This is a genomic window from Pseudomonas sp. BF-R-01 (genome assembly GCF_019946615.1).
Taxonomy (GTDB): Bacteria; Pseudomonadota; Gammaproteobacteria; order Pseudomonadales; family Pseudomonadaceae; genus Aquipseudomonas; species Aquipseudomonas migulae.
Genome location: NZ_JAGYFX010000012.1, coordinates 1 through 19,722, shown reverse-complemented (window position 1 = coordinate 19,722; position 19,722 = coordinate 1). Strand labels below are relative to the sequence as shown.

16 protein-coding genes are annotated in these 19,722 nt (G+C 60.5%); 9 read left to right on the top strand and 7 right to left on the bottom strand.

The window, feature by feature from the left end:
* The first annotated feature begins 93 nt into the window (after nt 1-93).
* The 5 genes from KGB27_RS07345 to KGB27_RS07325 all read left to right on the top strand — a co-directional run bounded on the left by KGB27_RS07345 (nt 94) and on the right by KGB27_RS07325 (nt 5,087).
* Nucleotides 94-1,428 (top strand): TRZ/ATZ family hydrolase, encoded by a 1,335-nt coding sequence (locus tag KGB27_RS07345; protein WP_192226144.1) that lies wholly within the window; start codon nt 94-96, stop codon nt 1,426-1,428.
* Between the two features lie 56 nt (nt 1,429-1,484).
* Complete coding sequence (gene ubiG / locus KGB27_RS07340) at nt 1,485-2,183, top strand: bifunctional 2-polyprenyl-6-hydroxyphenol methylase/3-demethylubiquinol 3-O-methyltransferase UbiG (protein WP_008031806.1); 699 nt, start codon at nt 1,485-1,487, stop codon at nt 2,181-2,183.
* Nucleotides 2,184-2,187: 4 nt separating this feature from the next.
* The gene (gene mupP, locus KGB27_RS07335) at nt 2,188-2,859 is read left to right on the top strand and encodes an N-acetylmuramic acid 6-phosphate phosphatase MupP (RefSeq protein WP_008031808.1); all 672 of its coding nucleotides are present in this window, start codon (nt 2,188-2,190) and stop codon (nt 2,857-2,859) included.
* Nucleotides 2,860-3,042: 183 nt separating this feature from the next.
* A complete protein-coding gene (locus tag KGB27_RS07330) occupies nt 3,043-3,783 on the top strand; it encodes a YciK family oxidoreductase (RefSeq protein WP_008031809.1) in 741 nt (246 codons plus the stop codon).
* Between the two features lie 377 nt (nt 3,784-4,160).
* Entirely contained in the window at nt 4,161-5,087 is a 927-nt protein-coding gene (locus KGB27_RS07325) for a GGDEF domain-containing protein (protein ID WP_008031811.1), read from the top strand.
* Nucleotides 5,088-5,135: 48 nt separating this feature from the next.
* Here the strand turns inward: KGB27_RS07325 and KGB27_RS07320 are convergent, their stop codons facing one another.
* The 4 genes from KGB27_RS07320 to KGB27_RS07305 form a co-directional block, all read right to left on the bottom strand.
* A complete protein-coding gene (locus KGB27_RS07320) occupies nt 5,136-7,010 on the bottom strand; it encodes an MFS transporter (RefSeq protein WP_008042106.1) in 1,875 nt (624 codons plus the stop codon).
* Between the two features lie 86 nt (nt 7,011-7,096).
* Complete coding sequence (locus KGB27_RS07315) at nt 7,097-8,245, bottom strand: TDT family transporter (RefSeq protein WP_207285334.1); 1,149 nt, start codon at nt 8,243-8,245, stop codon at nt 7,097-7,099.
* A 105-nt stretch (nt 8,246-8,350) separates the two neighbouring features.
* Nucleotides 8,351-8,662: a cupin gene (locus tag KGB27_RS07310; protein WP_207285335.1), complete on the bottom strand. Its 312-nt coding sequence runs from the start codon at nt 8,660-8,662 to the stop codon at nt 8,351-8,353.
* Nucleotides 8,663-8,696: 34 nt separating this feature from the next.
* Complete coding sequence (locus KGB27_RS07305; RefSeq protein ID WP_207285336.1) at nt 8,697-9,596, bottom strand: LysR family transcriptional regulator; 900 nt, start codon at nt 9,594-9,596, stop codon at nt 8,697-8,699.
* Nucleotides 9,597-9,756: 160 nt separating this feature from the next.
* Here KGB27_RS07305 and KGB27_RS07300 point away from each other — a divergent pair, with 160 nt between their 5' ends.
* Nucleotides 9,757-10,506 (top strand): SDR family NAD(P)-dependent oxidoreductase, encoded by a 750-nt coding sequence (locus tag KGB27_RS07300; protein ID WP_223553743.1) that lies wholly within the window; start codon nt 9,757-9,759, stop codon nt 10,504-10,506.
* Between the two features lie 45 nt (nt 10,507-10,551).
* Here the strand turns inward: KGB27_RS07300 and KGB27_RS07295 are convergent, their stop codons facing one another.
* Nucleotides 10,552-11,748, bottom strand: coding sequence for an MFS transporter (locus KGB27_RS07295; protein ID WP_223553741.1), 1,197 nt, complete (start codon nt 11,746-11,748; stop codon nt 10,552-10,554).
* Between the two features lie 91 nt (nt 11,749-11,839).
* On the opposite strand from KGB27_RS07295, the gene KGB27_RS07290 reads away from it, so the two are divergent.
* Both KGB27_RS07290 and KGB27_RS07285 read left to right on the top strand, forming a co-directional pair.
* On the top strand, nt 11,840-12,379 hold the full coding sequence (locus tag KGB27_RS07290; protein ID WP_008031824.1) for a TetR/AcrR family transcriptional regulator: 540 nt from the start codon (nt 11,840-11,842) through the stop codon (nt 12,377-12,379).
* Between the two features lie 248 nt (nt 12,380-12,627).
* The gene (locus tag KGB27_RS07285) at nt 12,628-16,098 is read left to right on the top strand and encodes a hybrid sensor histidine kinase/response regulator (RefSeq protein ID WP_223553739.1); all 3,471 of its coding nucleotides are present in this window, start codon (nt 12,628-12,630) and stop codon (nt 16,096-16,098) included.
* Between the two features lie 116 nt (nt 16,099-16,214).
* Here KGB27_RS07285 and rmuC read toward each other — a convergent pair whose 3' ends face one another.
* Nucleotides 16,215-17,579: a DNA recombination protein RmuC gene (gene rmuC, locus KGB27_RS07280; RefSeq protein ID WP_177318191.1), complete on the bottom strand. Its 1,365-nt coding sequence runs from the start codon at nt 17,577-17,579 to the stop codon at nt 16,215-16,217.
* 175 nt (nt 17,580-17,754) lie between these two features.
* Complete coding sequence (locus KGB27_RS07275; RefSeq protein WP_032832831.1) at nt 17,755-18,078, bottom strand: sel1 repeat family protein; 324 nt, start codon at nt 18,076-18,078, stop codon at nt 17,755-17,757.
* A 997-nt stretch (nt 18,079-19,075) separates the two neighbouring features.
* Here KGB27_RS07275 and KGB27_RS07270 point away from each other — a divergent pair.
* A complete protein-coding gene (locus tag KGB27_RS07270; protein ID WP_008031832.1) occupies nt 19,076-19,300 on the top strand; it encodes a hypothetical protein in 225 nt (74 codons plus the stop codon).
* Nucleotides 19,301-19,722 lie beyond the last annotated feature (422 nt).

Sequence of the window (19,722 nt, the reverse complement as noted above, 5' to 3'; positions counted from 1 at the left end):
CATGAACAAAAGCCGCCGATTATAGCGATCCCCCCGCGAAGACGCTCGGGTATACTTCGCCATCCTTTACAAAAGCACTGGAACCGACCCTCGATGCCGAACACTGCCGCTGCGCTCGACCTGTTATTGCTGCCGACCTGGCTAGTACCCGTCGAACCCGCTGGCGTTGTCCTCAAAGAGCATGGCCTGGGCATCCGCGACGGGCGCATCGTGTTTATCGGCCCGCGGTCCGCCGCGCTGAAGCTTAACGCAACCGAAGTCCGCGAACTGCCGGGCATGTTGCTCAGCCCCGGCCTGATCAATGCTCACGGGCACGCGGCGATGACACTGTTCCGCGGCCTGGCCGATGACCTGCCGCTGATGACCTGGCTGGAAAACCACATCTGGCCTGCCGAAGCCAAATGGGTCGATGAAGCTTTTGTACGCGATGGCACCGACATTGCCATCGCCGAACAGATAAAAGGTGGCATTACCTGCTTCTCTGACATGTATTTCTTCCCGAAGGTTGCCAGCGAACGTGTGCATAACAGCGGCATACGCGCGCAAATCGCGATTCCGATCCTCGATTTCCCGATCCCGGGGGCCGGCACGGCGGATGACGCCATTCGTCAGGGCGTCGAACTGTTCAACGATCTCAAGCACCACGAGCGCATCAAAGTCACCTTCGGCCCCCACGCGCCCTACACCTTGGGCGACGAAACCCTGGAGAAAATCCGGGTGATCGCCGAAGAACTGGACGCGCCGATTCACATGCACGTCCACGAAACTGCGTTCGAAGTACAGCAAGCCGTCGAGCAGCGTGGCGAGCGGCCGTTGGCCCGACTGGCACGCCTGGGCCTTCTGGGGCCGCGCTTCCAGGCCGTTCACATGACGCAGATCAGCGATGAAGACCTGGTGATGCTGGTAGAAAGCAACACCAATGTGATTCATTGCCCGGAGTCGAACCTGAAGCTGGCCAGCGGTTTCTGCCCGGTAGAACGTTTGTGGCAGGCGGGCGTCAATGTGGCTGTCGGCACCGACGGCGCGGCCAGCAACAACGACCTCGACCTGCTCGGCGAAACCCGCACCGCCGCGTTGCTGGCCAAAGCCGTTGCCGGTTCGGCCACCGCGCTGGACGCTCATCGCGCGCTGCGCATGGCCACGCTGAACGGCGCACGCGCCATGGGCATCGAGGCCGACGTCGGCTCGCTGGAAGTCGGCAAAGCGGCGGACATCGTCGCGTTCGACCTCTCGGGCCTGGCGCAGCAGCCGGTCTACGACCCGGTTTCGCAGCTTATATATGCCACCGGTCGCGACTGCGTGAAACACCTGTGGGTGGGCGGCAAGCAATTGCTCGACGACCGTCGCCTGACCCGCCTGGATGAAGAACAGCTGTGCGCCACCGCCAAGGCCTGGGGCCAGCGCATCAGCGGCCACACCGAATTGTAAGCACCCCGGACTCACCGCCGGGGCAACAGGATTTTTCAAGTTTTAGAGGATGAACCATGAGTAACGTCGACTACGCCGAAATCGCCAAATTCGAAGCCCTGGCCCATCGCTGGTGGGACCGCGAAAGCGAGTTCAAACCGCTGCACGACATCAACCCGCTGCGGGTCAACTGGATTGACGAACGGGTCAATCTGGCCGGCAAGAAAGTTCTCGACATCGGTTGCGGCGGCGGCATCCTCAGCGAAGCCATGGCGCAACGCGGTGCGACCGTGATGGGTATCGACATGGGCGAAGCGCCACTGGCCGTCGCTCAACTGCACCAGCTTGAGTCGGGCGTGAACGTCGAATATCGGCAGATCACCGCCGAGGCCCTGGCAGAAGAAATGCCGGAACAGTTCGACGTGGTCACGTGCCTGGAAATGCTTGAGCACGTACCGGATCCGTCCTCGGTGATCCGCGCCTGCTTCAAAATGGTCAAGCCGGGCGGCCAGGTGTTCCTCTCCACGATCAACCGCAACCCGAAGGCGTACCTGTTCGCCATCGTCGGCGCCGAATACATCATGAAGCTGTTGCCGCGCGGCACGCATGACTTCAAGAAATTCATCCGCCCTTCCGAGCTGGGTGCCTGGAGCCGCATGGCGGGCCTGACCGTCAAGGACATCATCGGTTTGACGTACAACCCGCTGACCAAGCACTACAAACTGGCGGCCGACGTGGACGTCAACTACATGATCCAGACCCTGCGCGAGGAATAAGTCGATGCGTATCAGAGCAGTCCTTTTTGACATGGACGGCACGCTGCTCGACACCGCGCCGGACTTCATTGCGATCTGTCAGGCAATGCGCGCCGACCGCGGCTTGCCGCCGATGAACGACAAGCACATCCGCGACGAGATCTCCGGCGGCGCCAAGGCGATGGTCGCGGTGACGTTCAGCATGGACCCGGAATCGCCAGGCTTTGAAGAGCTGCGCCTGGAGTTCCTGGAGCGTTACCTCGTGGGCTGCGCGGTGCACAGCAAGCTGTTCGACGGCATGGGCGAGTTGCTGGCCGACATCGAGAAAGCCAACCTGATCTGGGGCGTGGTCACCAACAAGCCTCTGCGGTTTGCCGAGCCGATCATGCAGCAGCTCGGGCTGGCCGAGCGTTCGGCGCTGTTGATTTGCCCGGATCACGTGAAGAACAGCAAACCGGACCCGGAGCCGTTGATCCTCGCATGCAAGATGCTCGACCTCGATCCGGCCAGCGTGCTGTTTGTCGGTGATGACCTGCGCGATATCGAATCCGGTCGTGACGCCGGCACCAAGACCGCCGCCGTGACCTTTGGCTACATTCACCCGGACGATAACCCGCGGCATTGGGGTGCGGATGTGGTGGTCGATCATCCGCTGGAGTTGCGCAAGGTTTTGGATAGCGCCCTCTGTAGCTGCTGAACCGCCTTTGTAGGAGCCGGCTTGCTGGCGATGGCGATGGCGATGATGAAATCGCCGAGCTGAACCGCCTTTGTAGGAGCCAGCTTGCTGGCGATGGCGATGCTGGAAACGCCATCGCCGGCAAGCCGGCTCCTACAGGACCGCGCAACGGTCGCGCGTATTCTGATTTGTTGAGGTTTCTTTATGTTTGATTATTCCGCCCGCCCTGAATTGCTCAAGGACCGGGTCATCCTGGTCACCGGCGCTGGTCGTGGTATCGGCGCTGCCGCCGCGAAAACCTACGCCGCCCACGGCGCCACCGTACTGTTGCTGGGCAAGACCGAAGCCAACCTGACTCAGGTCTACGACGAAATCGAGGCCGCCGGTCATCCACAACCGGCGGTAATCCCGTTCAACCTGGAAACCGCCCTGCCCCATCAATACGATGAGTTGGCGGCGATGATCGAGACCGAATTCGGCCACCTCGACGGCTTGCTGCACAACGCCTCGATCATTGGTCCGCGCACGCCGATCGAACAGCTCTCCGGCGAGAACTTCATGCGTGTCATGCAAGTCAACGTCAACGCGATGTTCATGCTCACCAGCACCCTGCTGCCGCTGCTCAAACTGTCGCAGGACGCTTCGGTGGTGTTCACCTCCAGCAGTGTCGGCCGCAAGGGTCGTGCGTATTGGGGCGCTTATGGCGTCTCCAAGTTCGCCACCGAAGGCTTGATGCAAACCCTGGCCGACGAAGTCGACACCGTCGCACCGGTGCGCTCCAACAGCATCAACCCCGGCGCCACCCGCACCAGCATGCGCGCCCAGGCTTATCCCGGTGAAAATCCGCTGAACAATCCGACGCCCGAGGAGATCATGCCGGTCTACCTCTACCTGATGGGCCCGGACAGCACCGGCATCAACGGCCAGGCATTCAACGCGCAGTAACACCGTGCGTCGCTTTTGTGCCGTGGCGAATTACCGTCACGGCACTTAAAAAGCCTCGCAACTGCACCTGTTTTTAGTCAAATAAATGTCATGAAACGGGCCAGACAAAGCCAAAAACACTTTCAAGGCATTGATTTTCAACAGCTTTTATTCAAATGAACCGAATGGCATGACTTTCGCTCTATATCTGCTCAGACACGCCGAGTGAGTGAAAGCAGTCGGGCAGGCCTTCGAGTCGATAGGTTACTAATCTTCAGCAAAGCAGATTAGACTTGCGCCAAATGTCCTACGGGACTGATGGACCAGTATGACGCGCAGCCCAAAGCCGCTCTCACCCAGCCTGTAAGACAGCCTTACTGCTTAGGGGCGCACGCCATATGAAATCACCTTCCCAGACCAACGCAATTGACTTCGATAGCGCCAAATTGCAACGCCTGGGCTTTGGTCAGCAGCCCCCTCTTCTGGAGAGGCCGGTCAGCCTTGCGCAATTGCGCCAGCAACTGAGTTTGCAGCTGCAAACCAGTCTTGAGCCGCAACGCATTCTTGGGCTCTTCTACCGTGAAATTCAGCGTCTCGTACCGCTCGACGCCTTGAGCTACCAGCACAAGGCCAGCGACTTGCGCCTGGAATACGGCCAGCGCGGCCACCACTCGATCAGTTACACCCTCAGCCACGAAGGCGAGCAGCTGGGTGAACTGGTGTTCCGTCGCAATCAGCGTTTCAGTGAACAGGAACTGGGCAACCTTGAGTCGCTGCTGTCCGCATTGCTGTACCCGATGCGCAACGCCCTGCTCTACCGCGCCGCCACCCAAAGCGCCTTGCGCGACCCTCTGACGGACACCGGCAACCGCATTGCCATGGACCAGACGCTGCAACGGGAAATCGACATGTCGCGTCGGCACCTGCAGCCCTTGTCGCTGTTGATGCTGGACATCGACCATTTCAAACAAATCAACGACACCCATGGCCACAGCGCTGGCGATGACGTGCTCAAGGGAGTCGCCGCCTCGATCAAAAGCCAGCTGCGCAACGTGGACATGGTGTTCCGCTTTGGTGGCGAGGAGTTTTTGATTCTGCTGTCCAACACCGGCCGGGAAGCCGCCGCCATGGTCGGCGAGCGCCTGCGACTCGCGGCGCAAGCCAAGGATTTTTCGGCTGATGGCAACCTGATCGAGCTGACCGTCAGTCTCGGCTGTTCGACCCTGTTGCCCGGCGAATCGGCCGAGAGCCTGTTGCGCCGGGCCGACAGCGCGCTTTATGTGGCCAAGCGCGAGGGACGCAACCGCTTGGCGATGGCGGGCTGACTCCCGCCAGCACGGGCTCGCGAAAGTAGCGGCCCGCATCGACAGGGATCAGCGGACAGCGCCGCGCAACTCTCCGACCATCCCTTGCAGCTTCGCCGGCTCCGCCGCCTCAACCGCCACCGCCGGCCCCGCCACCAGAGTCACCCGCGACCACAATCGACGGAACAGGCCCTTGTCGGGATCGCGACTGAAGAAACTCCCCCACAACCCCTGCAATGCCAATGGAATCACCGGCACCGGCGTCTCTTCGAGAATCCGCGTCAACCCGCCCTTGAACTCGTTGATCTCGCCATCGGCGGTCAATTTGCCTTCAGGGAAGATGCACACCAGCTCACCGTCCTTCAGATATTGAGCAATACGCGTGAAGGCCTTTTCGTAAATCTGAATGTCTTCCTGACGTCCCGCGATCGGAATCGTCCCGGCCGTGCGGAAGATAAAGTTCAGCACCGGCAGGTTGTAGATCTTGTAATACATCACAAAGCGAATCGGCCGACGCACCGCGCCGCCAATCAGCAGCGCGTCGACGAAAGACACGTGGTTGCACACCAGCAACGCCGCGCCCTCATCCGGAATCAGCTCCAGATTGCGATGCTCCACGCGGTACATGGAATGGCTGAGCAGCCAGATCATGAAACGCATGCTGAACTCGGGGACGATCTTGAAGATGTAGGCGTTGACGCCGATGTTCAGCAGCGACACCACCAGGAACAGGTGCGGGATCGACAGCTTGGCCAGGCTCAGCAGCACGATCGAGACAATCGCCGAGACCACCATGAACAGCGCGTTGAGAATATTGTTGGCGGCAATCACCCGCGCCCGCTCGTTCTCCGGGGTGCGCGACTGAATCAGCGCGTACAGCGGCACGATGTAGAAACCACCGAAAACCCCAAGACCGAGAATGTCGATCAATACCAGCCAGGTGTGGCCAAAGCCGAGGATTTCGATCCAGCCATGGCCGTCGACACTCTCGGGAATTCCACCGGAATGCCACCACAGCAGCAATCCGAATACCGTCAGGCCAAACGAGCCGAACGGCACCAGACCGATCTCGACTTTGCGTCCGGACAGTCTTTCGCAGAGCAGCGAGCCGAGTGCGATACCCACCGAAAACACGGTAAGAATCAGCGTCACCACGGTTTCGTCGCCGTGCATCCATTCCTTGGCGTACGCCGGGATTTGCGTCAGGTAAATCGCCCCGACAAACCAGAACCACGAGTTGCCGACAATCGAGCGCGACACCGCCGGCGTTTGCCCCAGTCCCAGTTTCAAGGTGGCCCAGGATTGACTGAAGATGTTCCAGTTCAGACGCATTTCCGGCGATGAGGCCGCCGCCCGCGGAATGCTGCGACTGGCCAGATAACCGAGCACGGCAATGCCGATGATCGCCGTGGACACGATGGGCGCGTAATGCGCGGAGGACATCATGATCCCGGCGCCGATGGTCCCGGCGAGGATGGCCAGGAAGGTGCCCATTTCCACCAGACCGTTGCCGCCCACCAGCTCTTCTTCATGCAAGGCCTGGGGCAGGATCGAGTATTTCACCGGCCCGAACAGCGCCGAGTGCGTGCCCATGGCGAACAGCGCCAGCAGCATCAGCGACAGATGATCGAAAACAAACCCCACCGCGCCGACCGCCATGATGGCGATTTCCCCGAGCTTGATCAGACGGATCAGCGCGTCCTTGGCGAACTTCTCGCCAAACTGCCCGGCCAACGCCGAAAACAGAAAGAACGGCAGGATGAACAGCAGCGCACACAAATTGACCCAGATCGAGCGATCCCCCTCGATGGTCAATTTGTACAGAATGGCGAGGATCAACGATTGCTTGAAGACGTTGTCGTTGAACGCCCCGAGGGACTGGGTCACGAAAAACGGCAGGAAGCGCCGGGTGCGAAGCAAGGTGAACTGTGAGGGGTGACTCATCTTCCGTGTGCCCTGATGTTGTTAGAGAGTGGCGTGGATACTGTGATTGGAATGCCGCACGCCGATCCAGGCCACACATTACCCGGTTATTTGTTTAAACCTGCAATGCACGGCGAGACAAACAACTCACCCCGCCACGCGCCTTGTACCGTGCGTTTGGCAACGATCAGCCACATCATCGCCAGCAACGCCACCAGCACACAGCCAAAGGCATTGAAAAACGCCAGGTTCAACGTGCTTCCCAGTTTCAACGTTGCCAGAGAATAGACGCCCAGCGGAAAGGTGAAACCCCACCAGCCGAGGTTGAACGGGATCCCGGCGCGCAGGTAACGCCCGGTGATCAGCAGCGCAATCAGCATCCACCACAAACCGAAGCCCCACAGCGTGATCCCCGCTACCAGCCCCAGCCCCGCCGCGATTTCACCCAGGCCGGCAAACCCGTTGGCGGCGAAGATGGCCGGCGCGTCGGCGCCCAGCAGCAACATGCCCAGTGCCCCGGTGCCAATCGGGCCGAGCGCCAGCCAGCTCGACGCGGCCATGTTTTCGTGAGGCAGTTTGTGCAGCGCCATGCGCAGCATGAGAATGGTCAGAATGCTGAACGCCACCGGCAGGGAAAATGCCCAGAGCACGTAGCTGGTCACCAACACCACCAGTTGCCCATGGGCCTCGGCCAAATGCGGCGCCAGCAACCCGCCACTGGCGGCCGCCACTTCCGCCGCCACCACTGGCAGCAGCCAAACGGCAGTCATCTGATCGATGCTGTGCTCCTGGCGGGTGAACATCATGTAGGGAATCAGCACACCGCAGGCCAGCGACATCGCCACGTCCAGCCACCACAGCAGCGCGGCCACATGGACGACACCTTCGCCCCAGCGCGACAGGCCAAACAGCAGGAAGCCATTGATGATGGTCGCCAACCCCATGGGAATCGTGCCGAAAAACATCGAGACCGTGGAGTGCCCGAAAATCCGCCGGGCCTCATCGAAGAACAGCACCCAGCGCGCCGCGTACAGCGCCGTGAACAAGATGAACAGACCGATATTGAACAGCCAAAGGGCTTCGGCGATCGCATGCAGACCCGGCGTCGCGCCAGGCAACTGGGCCAAGGCCAGCGCCAGAACGCCCGTGCCCATGGTCGCGGCGAACCAGTTCGGGGTGAACTGGCGGATGACCTCGCGCGGGTGCTGCAAATGACTGAAAGGTTTGTAAACGGGGGTGGCGTTGGGGCATGTCATAGCGAACTCCTGTCCTCTGTTGAGGTGGAGTTCAGGGTAGGTCCAAATCGAATATCTATATAACGGGTAATATCTCTAACTGTTATCTATTTTGTAGATATAGCATCAAACGCTGCCTTCCGATTCGATCACCAATATCCTCGCCACCCCCTGCGGATGCGCCACATGCTCGGTGCCCACCGAGGCGTAAAAGATATCGCCGACAGCCAACATCACCGCTTTCTCCTGGCCTGCTTCGCGATAGCGCATTTGCACCTGGCCATCGAGCACAACGAACACCTCCTCGCCATCATTCACATGCCACTTGTATGGCTGATCGGTCCAGTGCAGACGCGTGGTGATGCCGTTCATGTTGGCGATGTCCAGCGCTCCCCAGGCACGGTCAGCGGTGAAGGATTGGCTGCGAATGATCTTCATGGGCGGTCCGTCGAAAGAAATGGCGGTGCCAAGGCTAACCCAAACCGGCGAACAGCTGCGCCAGCCAATCGATAAATACCCGAACCCGGTTACTCAGGTGCCGGTTCGGCGGATACAACACGTGAAACGGATACCGGGGCGGGCGCCAGTCCTGAAGAATCGGCACCAGCTCGCCACGCTCGATGTGCGGTTGCACGGTGTAAGTGAACGTGTGGATCACCCCAAGACCCGCCAGCCCTGAGGCCAGATGGGCATTGCTCTCGTTGACACTGAATGCTCCCTGCCCCCGAATCTCGAACTTTTCACCGTTGCGCTCGAATCGCGCCGGCATTACCCGCCCGGTACGCGCCGAGTGATAACTGACGATGCGATGATTTTTCTCAAGGTCTCGCGGGTCCATCGGAAAGCCAAAACGTTCGAGATAGCCGGGGGTGGCGCAGGTGGTCCATGACGACAGGCCCAGGGGTCGCGCAGCCATGGAGAGTTCGGTCAATGGCCCGCCGCGAATCACGCAATCGACGTTTTCGCTGATCAGGTCCACGGGCCGATCGCTGACACCCAACTCGACCTGGATGTCCGGGTATCGGGCATAGAAATCCGGCAATGCGGGGATGATCAGGATCGTCGCCACCGAGCCGCCGACATCGACGCGAATCCTGCCGCGCGGGTGGCCCTGGGCACTGGCGAAACTGTTGTCCAGATCGTCCAGCTCCACCATCAACTGCAAGGCGCGCTCGTAGTAAGCCATGCCATCCGCCGTCACCGTCAGCCGGCGCGTGGTGCGCTGTAACAGCCGCGCACCGAGGTGTTCTTCAAGCTCGGCCACCAGTTTGCTGACCGAGGTTTTTGGCATGTTCAGCGAGTCGGCGGCCCTGGTAAACGAACCGGCCTGCACGACGCGGGAGAAAACACGCATGGCCAACAGTTGATTCATGACAGACATCTCAAGGGACAAGCCTTGAGTATTGTCCACAACCATGTACAAACAAACCCGATTCAGGCGATTTTTCCGATGAATCTTCCGACATAGAGTTTGTTCAACGGCGCACGACAGTGCCAGGAACTTCCTTAACGACTCAGCGGAGATTCACCTCATGAGCAACACACTCAAAGGCAAGGTTGCACTGATCACTGGCGGCACCACCGGCATCGGCCTGGCATCGGCTCAAGCGTTCGTCGACCAAGGCGCCACGGTGTTCATCACCGGCCGCCGCCAGGCCGAACTGGATGCCGCGGTCAGCAGCATCGGTCACAACGTCACCGGGATTCAGGGCGACGTCGCGAACCTTGCCGACCTGGACCGCATCTTCGACGTGATCAGGACCAAGGCCGGTACTCTGGACATCGTCTTTGCCAATGCGGGCGGTGGCGACATGTTGCCCCTCGGCGCGATTACCGAGGAACACTTCGACCGGATTTTCGGCGTCAACGTCAAAGGCTTGCTGTTCACCGTGCAGAAATCATTGCCGCTGCTCAAGGACGGCGGTTCGGTGATTCTCACCGCGTCCACGACCGCCACCAAAGGTACGGAAAACTTCAGCGTCTACAGCGCCAGCAAAGCGGCGGTGCGCAACTTTGCCCGCTCCTGGTTGCTGGATTTGAAAGCCCGCAGGATTCGCGTCAATGTCATCAGCCCCGGCCCGATTCACACGCCCGGCCTGACCGAACTTGCGCCAGCAGACCAGCAGCAGGGGTTGCTGGATTACCTCGCCAGCCAAGTGCCGATTGGCCGTCTTGGAACGCCATCGGAAGTGGGCAAAGCCGCGGTGTTCCTCGCCTCGGATGACAGCAGCTTCATCAATGGGATCGAGTTGTTCGTCGATGGCGGATTTGCACAGATTTGATCGCTGCACACAAAAACGCGGCGCCTTGAACGGCGCCGCGTTTTTTTATGGATGACCGGTCGCGCTGCACACTTCGGCAGGTCGCGGCCGCATCAACGCCAGCAACGCACCGACCGACAGGACAATCAGCACGGCACCATAACCATCGGTGGTCGCCACCAGGCCAAACGTGCGCGTCAGATTCCCCGCCAGCAACGACGGCAAGCAGAACGCCAGGTAACTGAGCACGTAATACGCCGACATCAACCCGGCCCGCTCATGGGGCTGCGCCAGCGGAACCAGACTGCGCACCGCGCCGAGGAAACCGGCGCCGAATCCGCAACCGGCCACCAGCGTGCCGAGGAAAAACAATGCCAGGCTGGCGCTGTGCACGCCCAGCAACAGCAACACGAGGCCGATGGGCAGTAACGTGCCGCCCAGCAATAGCCCCCTGGCGGCAGGCCGGTTGCGCAGGGTAAAGATCATCAGCGCGCCGGTCAGCGTCAATGCGGCGACTGCCGCTCCCCCCATCAGGTTCGAGGTGGAACCGGTGGCCGTGCGCAGCAACGAAGGGCCGAGCGAGGCATAAAAACCGCCGAGTGCCCAGGTCGCGATATTCAGCGGCAACACTCGCCACAAGGTCGAGCGAGCCTGGGTCGGCACATGCAGGGTCGGACGCAACGAGGCCCATGCCCCCGGTTGCGAACTGACGCTTTCCGGCAAGCGCCAGACATACAGCGCCTGCATCACAAACAGCGCGAACAACACCCAATAAGTGAGCTGCAGCGGCAGCGGTGCAAACTCGGCCAGCAAGCCGCACCCCACGGCGCCAACCGCCATACCAAGCAGCGGCGCGACACTGTTGATCAGCGGCCCCTGCTGGCGATCGGTGTCCAGCAGCGCGGCGCTCAATACGGCGGTGGCCATCCCGGTCGCGAACCCCTGAAGCACTCGTGCGCCGATCAACCACGCCACGCTGTCGGCATTGATAAACAACAGCATCGCCAGCAGGTTCAGCAGGACGGCGCTGAAAATGACCGGTTTGCGTCCCAGGTAGTCCGAGAGCGAACCGACCGTCAGCAGCGCCACCAGCAGACTGATGGCGTAGATGCCGAAAATCACGGTCAAGGTTGCTGCCGAGAAATGCAGCTGCTCCTGATACAAGTGATACAACGGCGTCGGCGCCGTGGAAGCGGCGAGAAAACTCAGTAAAGTGATCGCCAGAAACCACAGGGTTGAACGGCTGGAAACAGAACTCGACATGCGCACACTCCGCAAAAGCTAACTTTTTGCTTTTGCGGAGTGTGCTACTCGTCTGCGCTTAAAGCAAATTCTTTGTGTTAAGGTCCGCTCCATGGCTATTAAAGAAGGTTTACGCCCCGGCGGCCGCAGTGCCCGGGTGCAAGAGTCGATTCATTCGGCAGTCCGTGCGCTCCTCGAAGAACAGGACCGTTCCACCGTGACCGTCCCGCAAATCGCGGCTCGCGCGGGGGTTACGCCGTCGACCATCTATCGGCGTTGGGGCGATCTGTCGGCCTTGCTGGCGGATGTCGCCCTGGCGCGCATGCAACCCGACAGCGAGCCTGCCAACACCGGCAGCCTGCGCGGGGATGTGCAGGCCTGGGCCGAGCAGTATCTGGACGAGATGAGCTCCGAACCTGGCCGCAACATGCTGCGCGATGTGCAATCGAGCCCGACGCCGGGTCTGTGTGTGACGATCATTGGCGGGCAGTTGCAGATGATTCTGGATCGTTATCCGGATCAGCCGAAACCGGGTGTTGATCGGCTGATCAATCTGATGGCGGCGCCTACGGTGTTTCGCATTCTGTTTTCGCCAGCGCCGCTTGAGGTTGAGGAGTTGCATCGGTTGATCGAGATTGCGTTCAGTCAGTGATGACGCCTTCGCGGGCAAGCCTCGCTCCCACAGGTTTGTGCTGACCGCATGATTTGGATACGACACAGAACCTGTGGGAGCGTGGCTTGCCCGCGAAAAGGCCAGCACAAGCACCTAAAATCTGACTGACGCTCCACCCTGCGACACCCCGCCACTCCACGACCTTGGTCGACACTGACTAACGCGGACGGTCGTGCGAGACTGTCTGTCCGGGCTGTCGTCCCGTGTGTCTTTTGTCTGGAGTTTCCATGTCGCTGTCCAGCGGGCTGATTGCCGCCGTCGCCCTGGCCTATATGGCCATCATGTTCGCCATCGCCTTCTACGGTGACCGTCGCAGCGCGCCGCTGCCGCCGCGAGTGCGCGCCTGGGTGTACAGCCTGTCGCTGGCGGTCTATTGCACCAGTTGGACGTTCTTCGGCGCCGTCGGCCAGGCCGCCGAACAACTCTGGTCGTTCCTGCCGATCTACCTCGGGCCGATCCTGCTGCTGGTCTGCGCGCCGTGGGTCCTGCAAAAAATGGTGATGATCAGCAAGCAGGAGAACATCACCTCCATTGCCGACTTCATCGCCGCCCGATACGGCAAATCCCAGTCACTGGCGATTGTCGTGGCGCTGATCTGCCTGGTCGGCGTGCTGCCCTACATTGCGCTGCAACTCAAAGGCATCGTGCTCGGGGTGAACCTGTTGATCGGTGCCGGTGCCGACGCCATGGGCACCCGCGCCCAGGACACGGCGCTGATTGTGTCGCTGGTGCTGGCGTTGTTTACCATCGTCTTCGGTACGCGCAACCTCGACGCCACCGAACACCACCGCGGCATGGTGCTGGCGATTGCGTTCGAGTCCCTGGTCAAGCTGTTCGCGTTTCTCGCGGTGGGTGCGTTCGTGACCTACGGCTTGTACGACGGTTTCGACGACCTCTTCGACCAGGCCATGCTCGCGCCGCGCCTTGAAGCCTACTGGAAGGAAACCATCAACTGGCCATCGATGGTCGTGCAGACCGGCGTGGCGATGATGGCGATCATCTGCCTGCCCCGGCAGTTCCACGTGACCGTGGTGGAAAACATCGACCCGCAGGATTTGCGCCTGGCCAAGTGGGTGTTCCCGGCGTACCTCGCGTTGGCGGCATTGTTTGTCGTGCCGATCGCATTGGCCGGCCAGATGCTGCTGCCAAGTTCAGTGTTGCCGGATTCCTTTGTGATCAGCCTGCCTCTGGCCCAGGCCCATCCCGCCCTGGCGATGCTGGCCTTTATCGGCGGTGCTTCGGCGGCGACCGGCATGGTGATTGTTGCCAGCGTGGCGCTGTCGACCATGGTCTCCAATGACATGCTGCTGCCGTGGCTGCTACGTCGCAACAACGCCGAGCGGCCGTTCGAAGTGTTCCGCCAGTGGATGCTGTCGGTGCGCCGCGTCAGCATCGTGGTGATTTTGCTGCTAGCGTACGTCAGCTATCGACTGCTGGGCTCGACCGCGAGCCTGGCGACCATCGGCCAGATCGCCTTTGCCGCCGTGACCCAACTGGCCCCGGCCATGCTTGGCGCGCTGTACTGGAAACAGGCCAACCGCCGTGGCGTGTTCGCCGGCCTCGCCGCCGGTACGTTCCTGTGGTTTTACACGCTGATTCTGCCTATTGCCGCGCATAGCCTCGGCGTGTCGTTGAGCACGTTCCCCGGGCTGGCGTGGCTACACAGCAATCCGCTGAACCTGCCGCTCACCCCGCTGACCCAAGGCGTGGTGTTGTCGCTGGCGGCCAACTTCACGCTGTTTGCCTGGGTGTCGGTGCTGTCACGTACAAGGGTTTCGGAGCACTGGCAGGCCGGGCGTTTCATCGGCCAGGAAATCAGTGCCCGCCCCAGCGCGCGTTCAATGCTGGCGGTGCAAATCGAAGATCTGCTGCAACTCGCGGCACGGTTTGTCGGTGAAGAACGCGCCCGTCAGAGTTTTATCCGTTTCGCCTACCGCCAGGGCAAAGGCTTCAACCCGAACCAGAACGCCGACAGCGAGTGGATCGCCCATACCGAACGTTTGCTGGCCGGTGTACTGGGTGCTTCTTCGACGCGGGCGGTGGTAAAAGCCGCCATCGAAGGGCGGGAAATGCAACTTGAGGACGTCGTGCGCATCGCCGACGAAGCCTCGGAAGTGCTGCAATTCAACCGCGCCTTGTTGCAAGGCGCGATCGAGAACATTACCCAGGGCATCAGCGTGGTCGACCAGTCGCTGCGGCTGGTGGCATGGAACCGGCGTTATCTGGAACTGTTCAATTACCCGGATGGCTTGATCAGCGTCGGTCGGCCGATTGCCGACATCATTCGCTACAACGCCGAGCGTGGTCTGTGCGGGCCGGGTGAAGCTGAAGTGCACGTCGCACGCCGATTGCACTGGATGCGTCAGGGCCGTGCCCACACGTCTGAAAGACTTTTCCCCAATGGCCGTGTGATCGAGCTGATCGGCAACCCGATGCCGGGCGGCGGTTTCGTCATGAGCTTCACCGACATCACCGCGTTCCGCGAGGCCGAGCAGGCGCTGACCGAAGCCAACGAAGGCCTGGAGCGACGGGTCACCGAGCGCACCCACGAGCTGTCGCAACTCAACGTGGCCCTGACCGAAGCCAAGGGCACCGCCGAGTCGGCCAACCAGTCGAAGACCCGCTTTCTCGCAGCGGTCAGCCACGACCTGATGCAACCGCTGAACGCCGCCCGACTGTTTTCTGCAGCCCTGTCCCATCAGGACGATGGCTTGTCCAGCGAAGCGCAGAAACTGGTTCATCACCTGGATTCATCACTGCGCTCGGCCGAAGACCTGATCAGCGATTTGCTGGACATTTCCCGCCTGGAAAACGGCAAGATCAACCCGGAGCCGAAACCGTTCGTGCTCAATGAGCTGTTCGATATTCTTGGCGCGGAATTCAAGGCGCTGGCCCGGGACCAGGGGCTCAAATTCCGCGTTCGCGGCAGTACGCTGCGGGTCGACAGTGACATCAAACTGTTGCGGCGGATCTTGCAAAACTTCCTGACCAACGCCTTTCGCTACGCCAAGGGGCCAGTGCTGTTGGGGGTTCGCCGGCACAAGGGTGAACTGTGCCTGGAGGTCTGGGACCGTGGCCCGGGGATCCCGGAAGACAAACTGAAAGTGATTTTCGAGGAATTCAAACGCCTCGACAGCCACCAGACCCGTGCCGAGAAAGGCCTGGGCCTGGGCCTGGCGATTGCTGACGGGCTGTGTCGCGTTCTGGGCCACACCTTGCAAGTGCGTTCCTGGCCGGGGCGCGGTAGCGTGTTCAGCGTCAGCGTGCCGTTGGCTCACGCGCAAATCGCGGCGCCGGCCAACGTCACCGAACTCAACGGCAAACTCCTGAGCGGCGCACAGGTGCTGTGCATCGACAACGAGGACAGCATCCTTATAGGCATGAACAGCTTGTTGACCCGCTGGGGTTGTCAGGTCTGGACAGCGCGCAATCGCGACGAATGCGCGGCGTTGCTCAGCGATGGCGTACGTCCGCAATTGGCGCTGGTGGATTATCACCTGGACGACGGCGAGACCGGGACCGAGTTGATGGCGTGGCTGCGCACCCGTTTGGGCGAGCCGGTGCCCGGTGTGGTGATCAGCGCCGATGGGCACCCCGAGACGGTGGCGCAGGTGCATGCGGCGGGGTTGGATTACCTGGCCAAACCGGTGAAACCGGCGGCGTTGCGGGCGTTGTTGAGTCGGCATTTGCCGTTGTAGATCGGCAGGTTTTTAGTGATGTGGTGTTTTGACGGACGCCATCGCCGGCAAGCCGGCTCCTACAGTTGAGAACGCGGTTAACTGTAGGAGCCGGCTTGCCGGCGATGCTTTTGAGATTACTCGGGCAATTCGACCAGGCCATCGACATCCGTCATCGCCCGCTCCAACAGGTCCGCCGGCAGACTCTTGCTGGCCCGCGCGCCGAGCAACTTGAGCTGCTCGCTGCGGCTGACCAGGTTGCCACGGCCTTCCGTCAGCTTGTTGCGCGCCGAGCTGTAGGCCTTGTCCAGTTGCTGCAAGCGATTGCCGACTTCATCCAGGTCCTGAATGAACAACACGAACTTGTCGTACAGCCACCCTGCCCGCTCGGCAATTTCACGGGCGTTCTGACTCTGCCGCTCCTGCTTCCACAGGCTGTCGATGACACGCAGGGTGGCCAGTAACGTGGTCGGGCTGACGATCACGATGTTGCGGTCGAACGCTTCCTGAAACAGCGTTGGCTCCGCCTGTAACGCCGCGGAAAACGCCGCTTCGATGGGCACGAACAGCAAGACGAAATCCAGGCTGTGCAAGCCGTCGAGCCGTTTGTAATCCTTGCCGGCCAGACCTTTGACGTGGTTGCGCAGCGACAGCACGTGCTGCTTGATGGCGATCTGGCCGATGGCATCGTCTTCGGCCGCCACGTATTGCTGATAGGCCGTCAGGCTGACCTTGGAGTCGACCACCACCTGCTTGTCGCCAGGCAGATAAATGATCACGTCCGGCTGGAACCGCTCGCCATCCGGGCCCTTGAGATTGACCTGGGTCTGATACTCGCGGCCCTTCTCCAGACCGGCGTGCTCAAGCACCCGCTCGAGAATCAGCTCACCCCAGTTACCCTGGGTCTTCTGCCCTTTCAAGGCGCGGGTCAGGTTGGTCGCTTCGTCGCTCAGGCGCAGGTTCAGCTGTTGCAGACGCTCCAGCTCCTTGGCCAGCGAAAAGCGTTCGCGCGCCTCGGCCTGATAGCTTTCCTCGACGCGTTTTTCAAACGACTGGATGCGCTCTTTCAACGGATCGAGCAACTGCCCCAAACGCTGCTGACTGGTTTCGGCGAAGCGCTGCTCGCGCTCGTCGAAGATCTTGCCGGCCAGCTCGGCGAACTGGGCACGCAGCTCGTCCCGCGAGCCTTGCAGGTCACTGAGACGCTGCTGATGGCTTTCCTGTTGCTCACGCAGCTCGGCATTCAGCGAGGCGGCTTGAGCGTCCAGGCGACGCAACTCAACGTCTTTGCCGGCGCGCTCGATGTTCCAGGCATGAGCGGCGTCGCGGGCGTCATCACGTTCGATCTGCAGCAGTTCGACTTCACGGCGCAAGGCGGCGAGGTCTGCCTGCTTGGCGGCGTTGGCCTGCCCCAGGTCAGCGATTTCGTCGCGAGCGGCTTCGAGCTGGGCATTCAACCCATCCTGTGCCAGGTTGGCCATGGCCAGACGCTCTTCCAGCAGTGCAACCTCTGACTGCGTGGTGCTCGCACGGCGCTGAAGTTGCCAGGCCAATACCAGCAACGGCAGTGCAGCACCTGCCAGACCGAGCAATATGCTGGTCAAGTCCATCGCCATAGCCAATCCTGCCCGTTCGATAAAGCTTGAAGGTTAACCAAGGTGTCAGGTCTTGGACAGCTCAGTCTTCGATCAGACCGAGTTCCTGTTGAGCGCGCCGATCCCCGGCGCGCGCGGCCTGACGCAAGAGGTCCTGGCCGATACGGCGGTCCCGGGCATTCCCGCATTCGCGGCACATCAACTGACCGAGACGGCTCTGCGCGGCCACCACGCCTTCACGCGCCGGCTGCTTGAGCAAACGCCCGGCGAAATGTTTGACGTTGTGGTTTTCGCCCAGACGCGGGCTGTCCAGCAGCCATTCGGCCACACGCATCGAAAAGCGCTTGGGTGGGGTGACGCTGGTAGGTGTCGAGGTTGCGGGAGCTGGTACTGAGCGAAACTTCATAAAGCACTGTGGGGCAGATCGGAAGGCGCGCCACTCTACTCTTTTTTTCTTACAGGTAAAGCCTAAAAAAACCCGGCACGCCCGTCCTAGAGCAAGCGCTCGGGACAATCCACAGAAGCTGTGGATAACTCAGTGGACAACCGCCCTTGAACTCTCGCAAAGCCCTGTGGAATGGGGCTCGCAGTCAAACTGACGATTTTTTCACCAGTAAAAAAAACCGATGTTTTTCATTGACTTAAATTTTGGTTACAGGCACCCACTACGTTTGAAGGGCTGATGACAGTGGGGTGACAGTCCGCGCAACTTATGTGCACAAGTACCTTCGAGGCAGTTATATCCATGCGCTTTTTCGGCGCATTTTCTCACCTGGCTTGGGGATAAACCCTGGCGAACCCATGATCCAGACCGGTTTCGAACCGACGAACGTCGACGACCGATGGTCGGAATCTGTGCCATTACAGGGCGAAACCGGCGCTCTCTGGCTGTGGGTAAGCGCCAGTCCGCACACGAATGGCGGCATCCGGGAGATGTTTTTGACTAACACACTTCCTTTCTGCAATTCAATCCGTTAGTATCCGCGGCGTTAGTACCAAGCTGAAAGTCAATTCTGGTCGAACAAATCCTCCCGGTCAGCCTTCCCAAAGGAAGCCTCAACCGAACAAGCGGGATCGACCACCTCGATGGTTTCCAGGTAAACCTTGCGCCAACACAGCCTTTGAATCGAAAGCAAAGGGTGTTGCGAAGCTCACTTACTCTGACCGAACCAGCCTGCAAATTGATCAGGATCTTCACCCCGGGCCCAGAACCTTTGCCCTTGATGTGTTGCCTGCCCTCCTAAGTACCTACCTGCCAGCCCAAGCGCGCCAACTTAATCAGCGCTTCAAACTGGCTGCTTTGTTCCAGTCGGGTTCTTCGTTCGACCAATGGTGGTCGTCGTCACTGGAACGTTTTAATTTTGCACGGTTCTTATCCGTGTCGCTTGTAGGAACACCCATTAATGACTACTCAAATCCACACCCAGGATGCCATTCGCACCCTAACCAACGCTTTTGCACCAATGAACTGCCTGATCATGGCCGCTCGCAAAGGCTGCTTCAGTTTCACTCTGGTCAACGAACACGGCATCGCTCGTCACAGCGAACGCCTGTACCCCGATCAATACTCCAGCGCCGAGCCGCTGCAGGCCGTGATCGAGCGTACCCGTCAGGCACTGGTTGCCTGAGACGCCAGAAACGCTGAAAACCTCAAAAGCCTCGCCTTGAAAAGCGGGGCTTTTTATTGCCTGTTGTTTCGTGTGCGGCCGTTTCTGGGTGTTTGGGACTGGGCTAGGTGTACATATCCGGTTCTTCGGTATCGGCGGCTATTGGTTTCGCTCTTACAGCGAGTCACTTGGAAAAGCCCCAAGTAACCAAGGGCTCTTGCCCCTTTCGTTCGGTGCCTCGCCTAGGCTCGGCATGCCCTCGCTCCGGCCCTGCTCCATGGGCCCGCCGCCATCGGCCATCCATGGCCGGGGGCGGCTAACCCGGCATCCATGCCGGGTTGCCCACTGCGCAGAACCTCCACTCGGCCTCTCGAGGGGGCGCTCAGATCAAAAGCGGAAGGCGAGCTAACGCTCGGCCTGATGAGTGGTGAAAAGCAAAAGCG

What these genes read in the sequence shown, in the direction of transcription:
- KGB27_RS07315 (WP_207285334.1), bottom strand. Translation starts at nt 8,245, where the DNA reads ATGACATGCCCCAACGCCACCCCCGTTTACAAACCTTTCAGTCATTTG.
- KGB27_RS07345 (WP_192226144.1), top strand. Translation starts at nt 94, where the DNA reads ATGCCGAACACTGCCGCTGCGCTCGACCTGTTATTGCTGCCGACCTGG.
- KGB27_RS07330 (WP_008031809.1), top strand. Translation starts at nt 3,043, where the DNA reads ATGTTTGATTATTCCGCCCGCCCTGAATTGCTCAAGGACCGGGTCATC.
- KGB27_RS07290 (WP_008031824.1), top strand. Translation starts at nt 11,840, where the DNA reads ATGGCTATTAAAGAAGGTTTACGCCCCGGCGGCCGCAGTGCCCGGGTG.
- KGB27_RS07300 (WP_223553743.1), top strand. Translation starts at nt 9,757, where the DNA reads ATGAGCAACACACTCAAAGGCAAGGTTGCACTGATCACTGGCGGCACC.
- KGB27_RS07295 (WP_223553741.1), bottom strand. Translation starts at nt 11,748, where the DNA reads ATGTCGAGTTCTGTTTCCAGCCGTTCAACCCTGTGGTTTCTGGCGATC.
- KGB27_RS07325 (WP_008031811.1), top strand. Translation starts at nt 4,161, where the DNA reads ATGAAATCACCTTCCCAGACCAACGCAATTGACTTCGATAGCGCCAAA.
- KGB27_RS07285 (WP_223553739.1), top strand. Translation starts at nt 12,628, where the DNA reads ATGTCGCTGTCCAGCGGGCTGATTGCCGCCGTCGCCCTGGCCTATATG.
- KGB27_RS07305 (WP_207285336.1), bottom strand. Translation starts at nt 9,596, where the DNA reads ATGAATCAACTGTTGGCCATGCGTGTTTTCTCCCGCGTCGTGCAGGCC.
- KGB27_RS07270 (WP_008031832.1), top strand. Translation starts at nt 19,076, where the DNA reads ATGACTACTCAAATCCACACCCAGGATGCCATTCGCACCCTAACCAAC.
- KGB27_RS07275 (WP_032832831.1), bottom strand. Translation starts at nt 18,078, where the DNA reads ATGAAGTTTCGCTCAGTACCAGCTCCCGCAACCTCGACACCTACCAGC.
- mupP (WP_008031808.1), top strand. Translation starts at nt 2,188, where the DNA reads ATGCGTATCAGAGCAGTCCTTTTTGACATGGACGGCACGCTGCTCGAC.
- KGB27_RS07320 (WP_008042106.1), bottom strand. Translation starts at nt 7,010, where the DNA reads ATGAGTCACCCCTCACAGTTCACCTTGCTTCGCACCCGGCGCTTCCTG.
- ubiG (WP_008031806.1), top strand. Translation starts at nt 1,485, where the DNA reads ATGAGTAACGTCGACTACGCCGAAATCGCCAAATTCGAAGCCCTGGCC.
- KGB27_RS07310 (WP_207285335.1), bottom strand. Translation starts at nt 8,662, where the DNA reads ATGAAGATCATTCGCAGCCAATCCTTCACCGCTGACCGTGCCTGGGGA.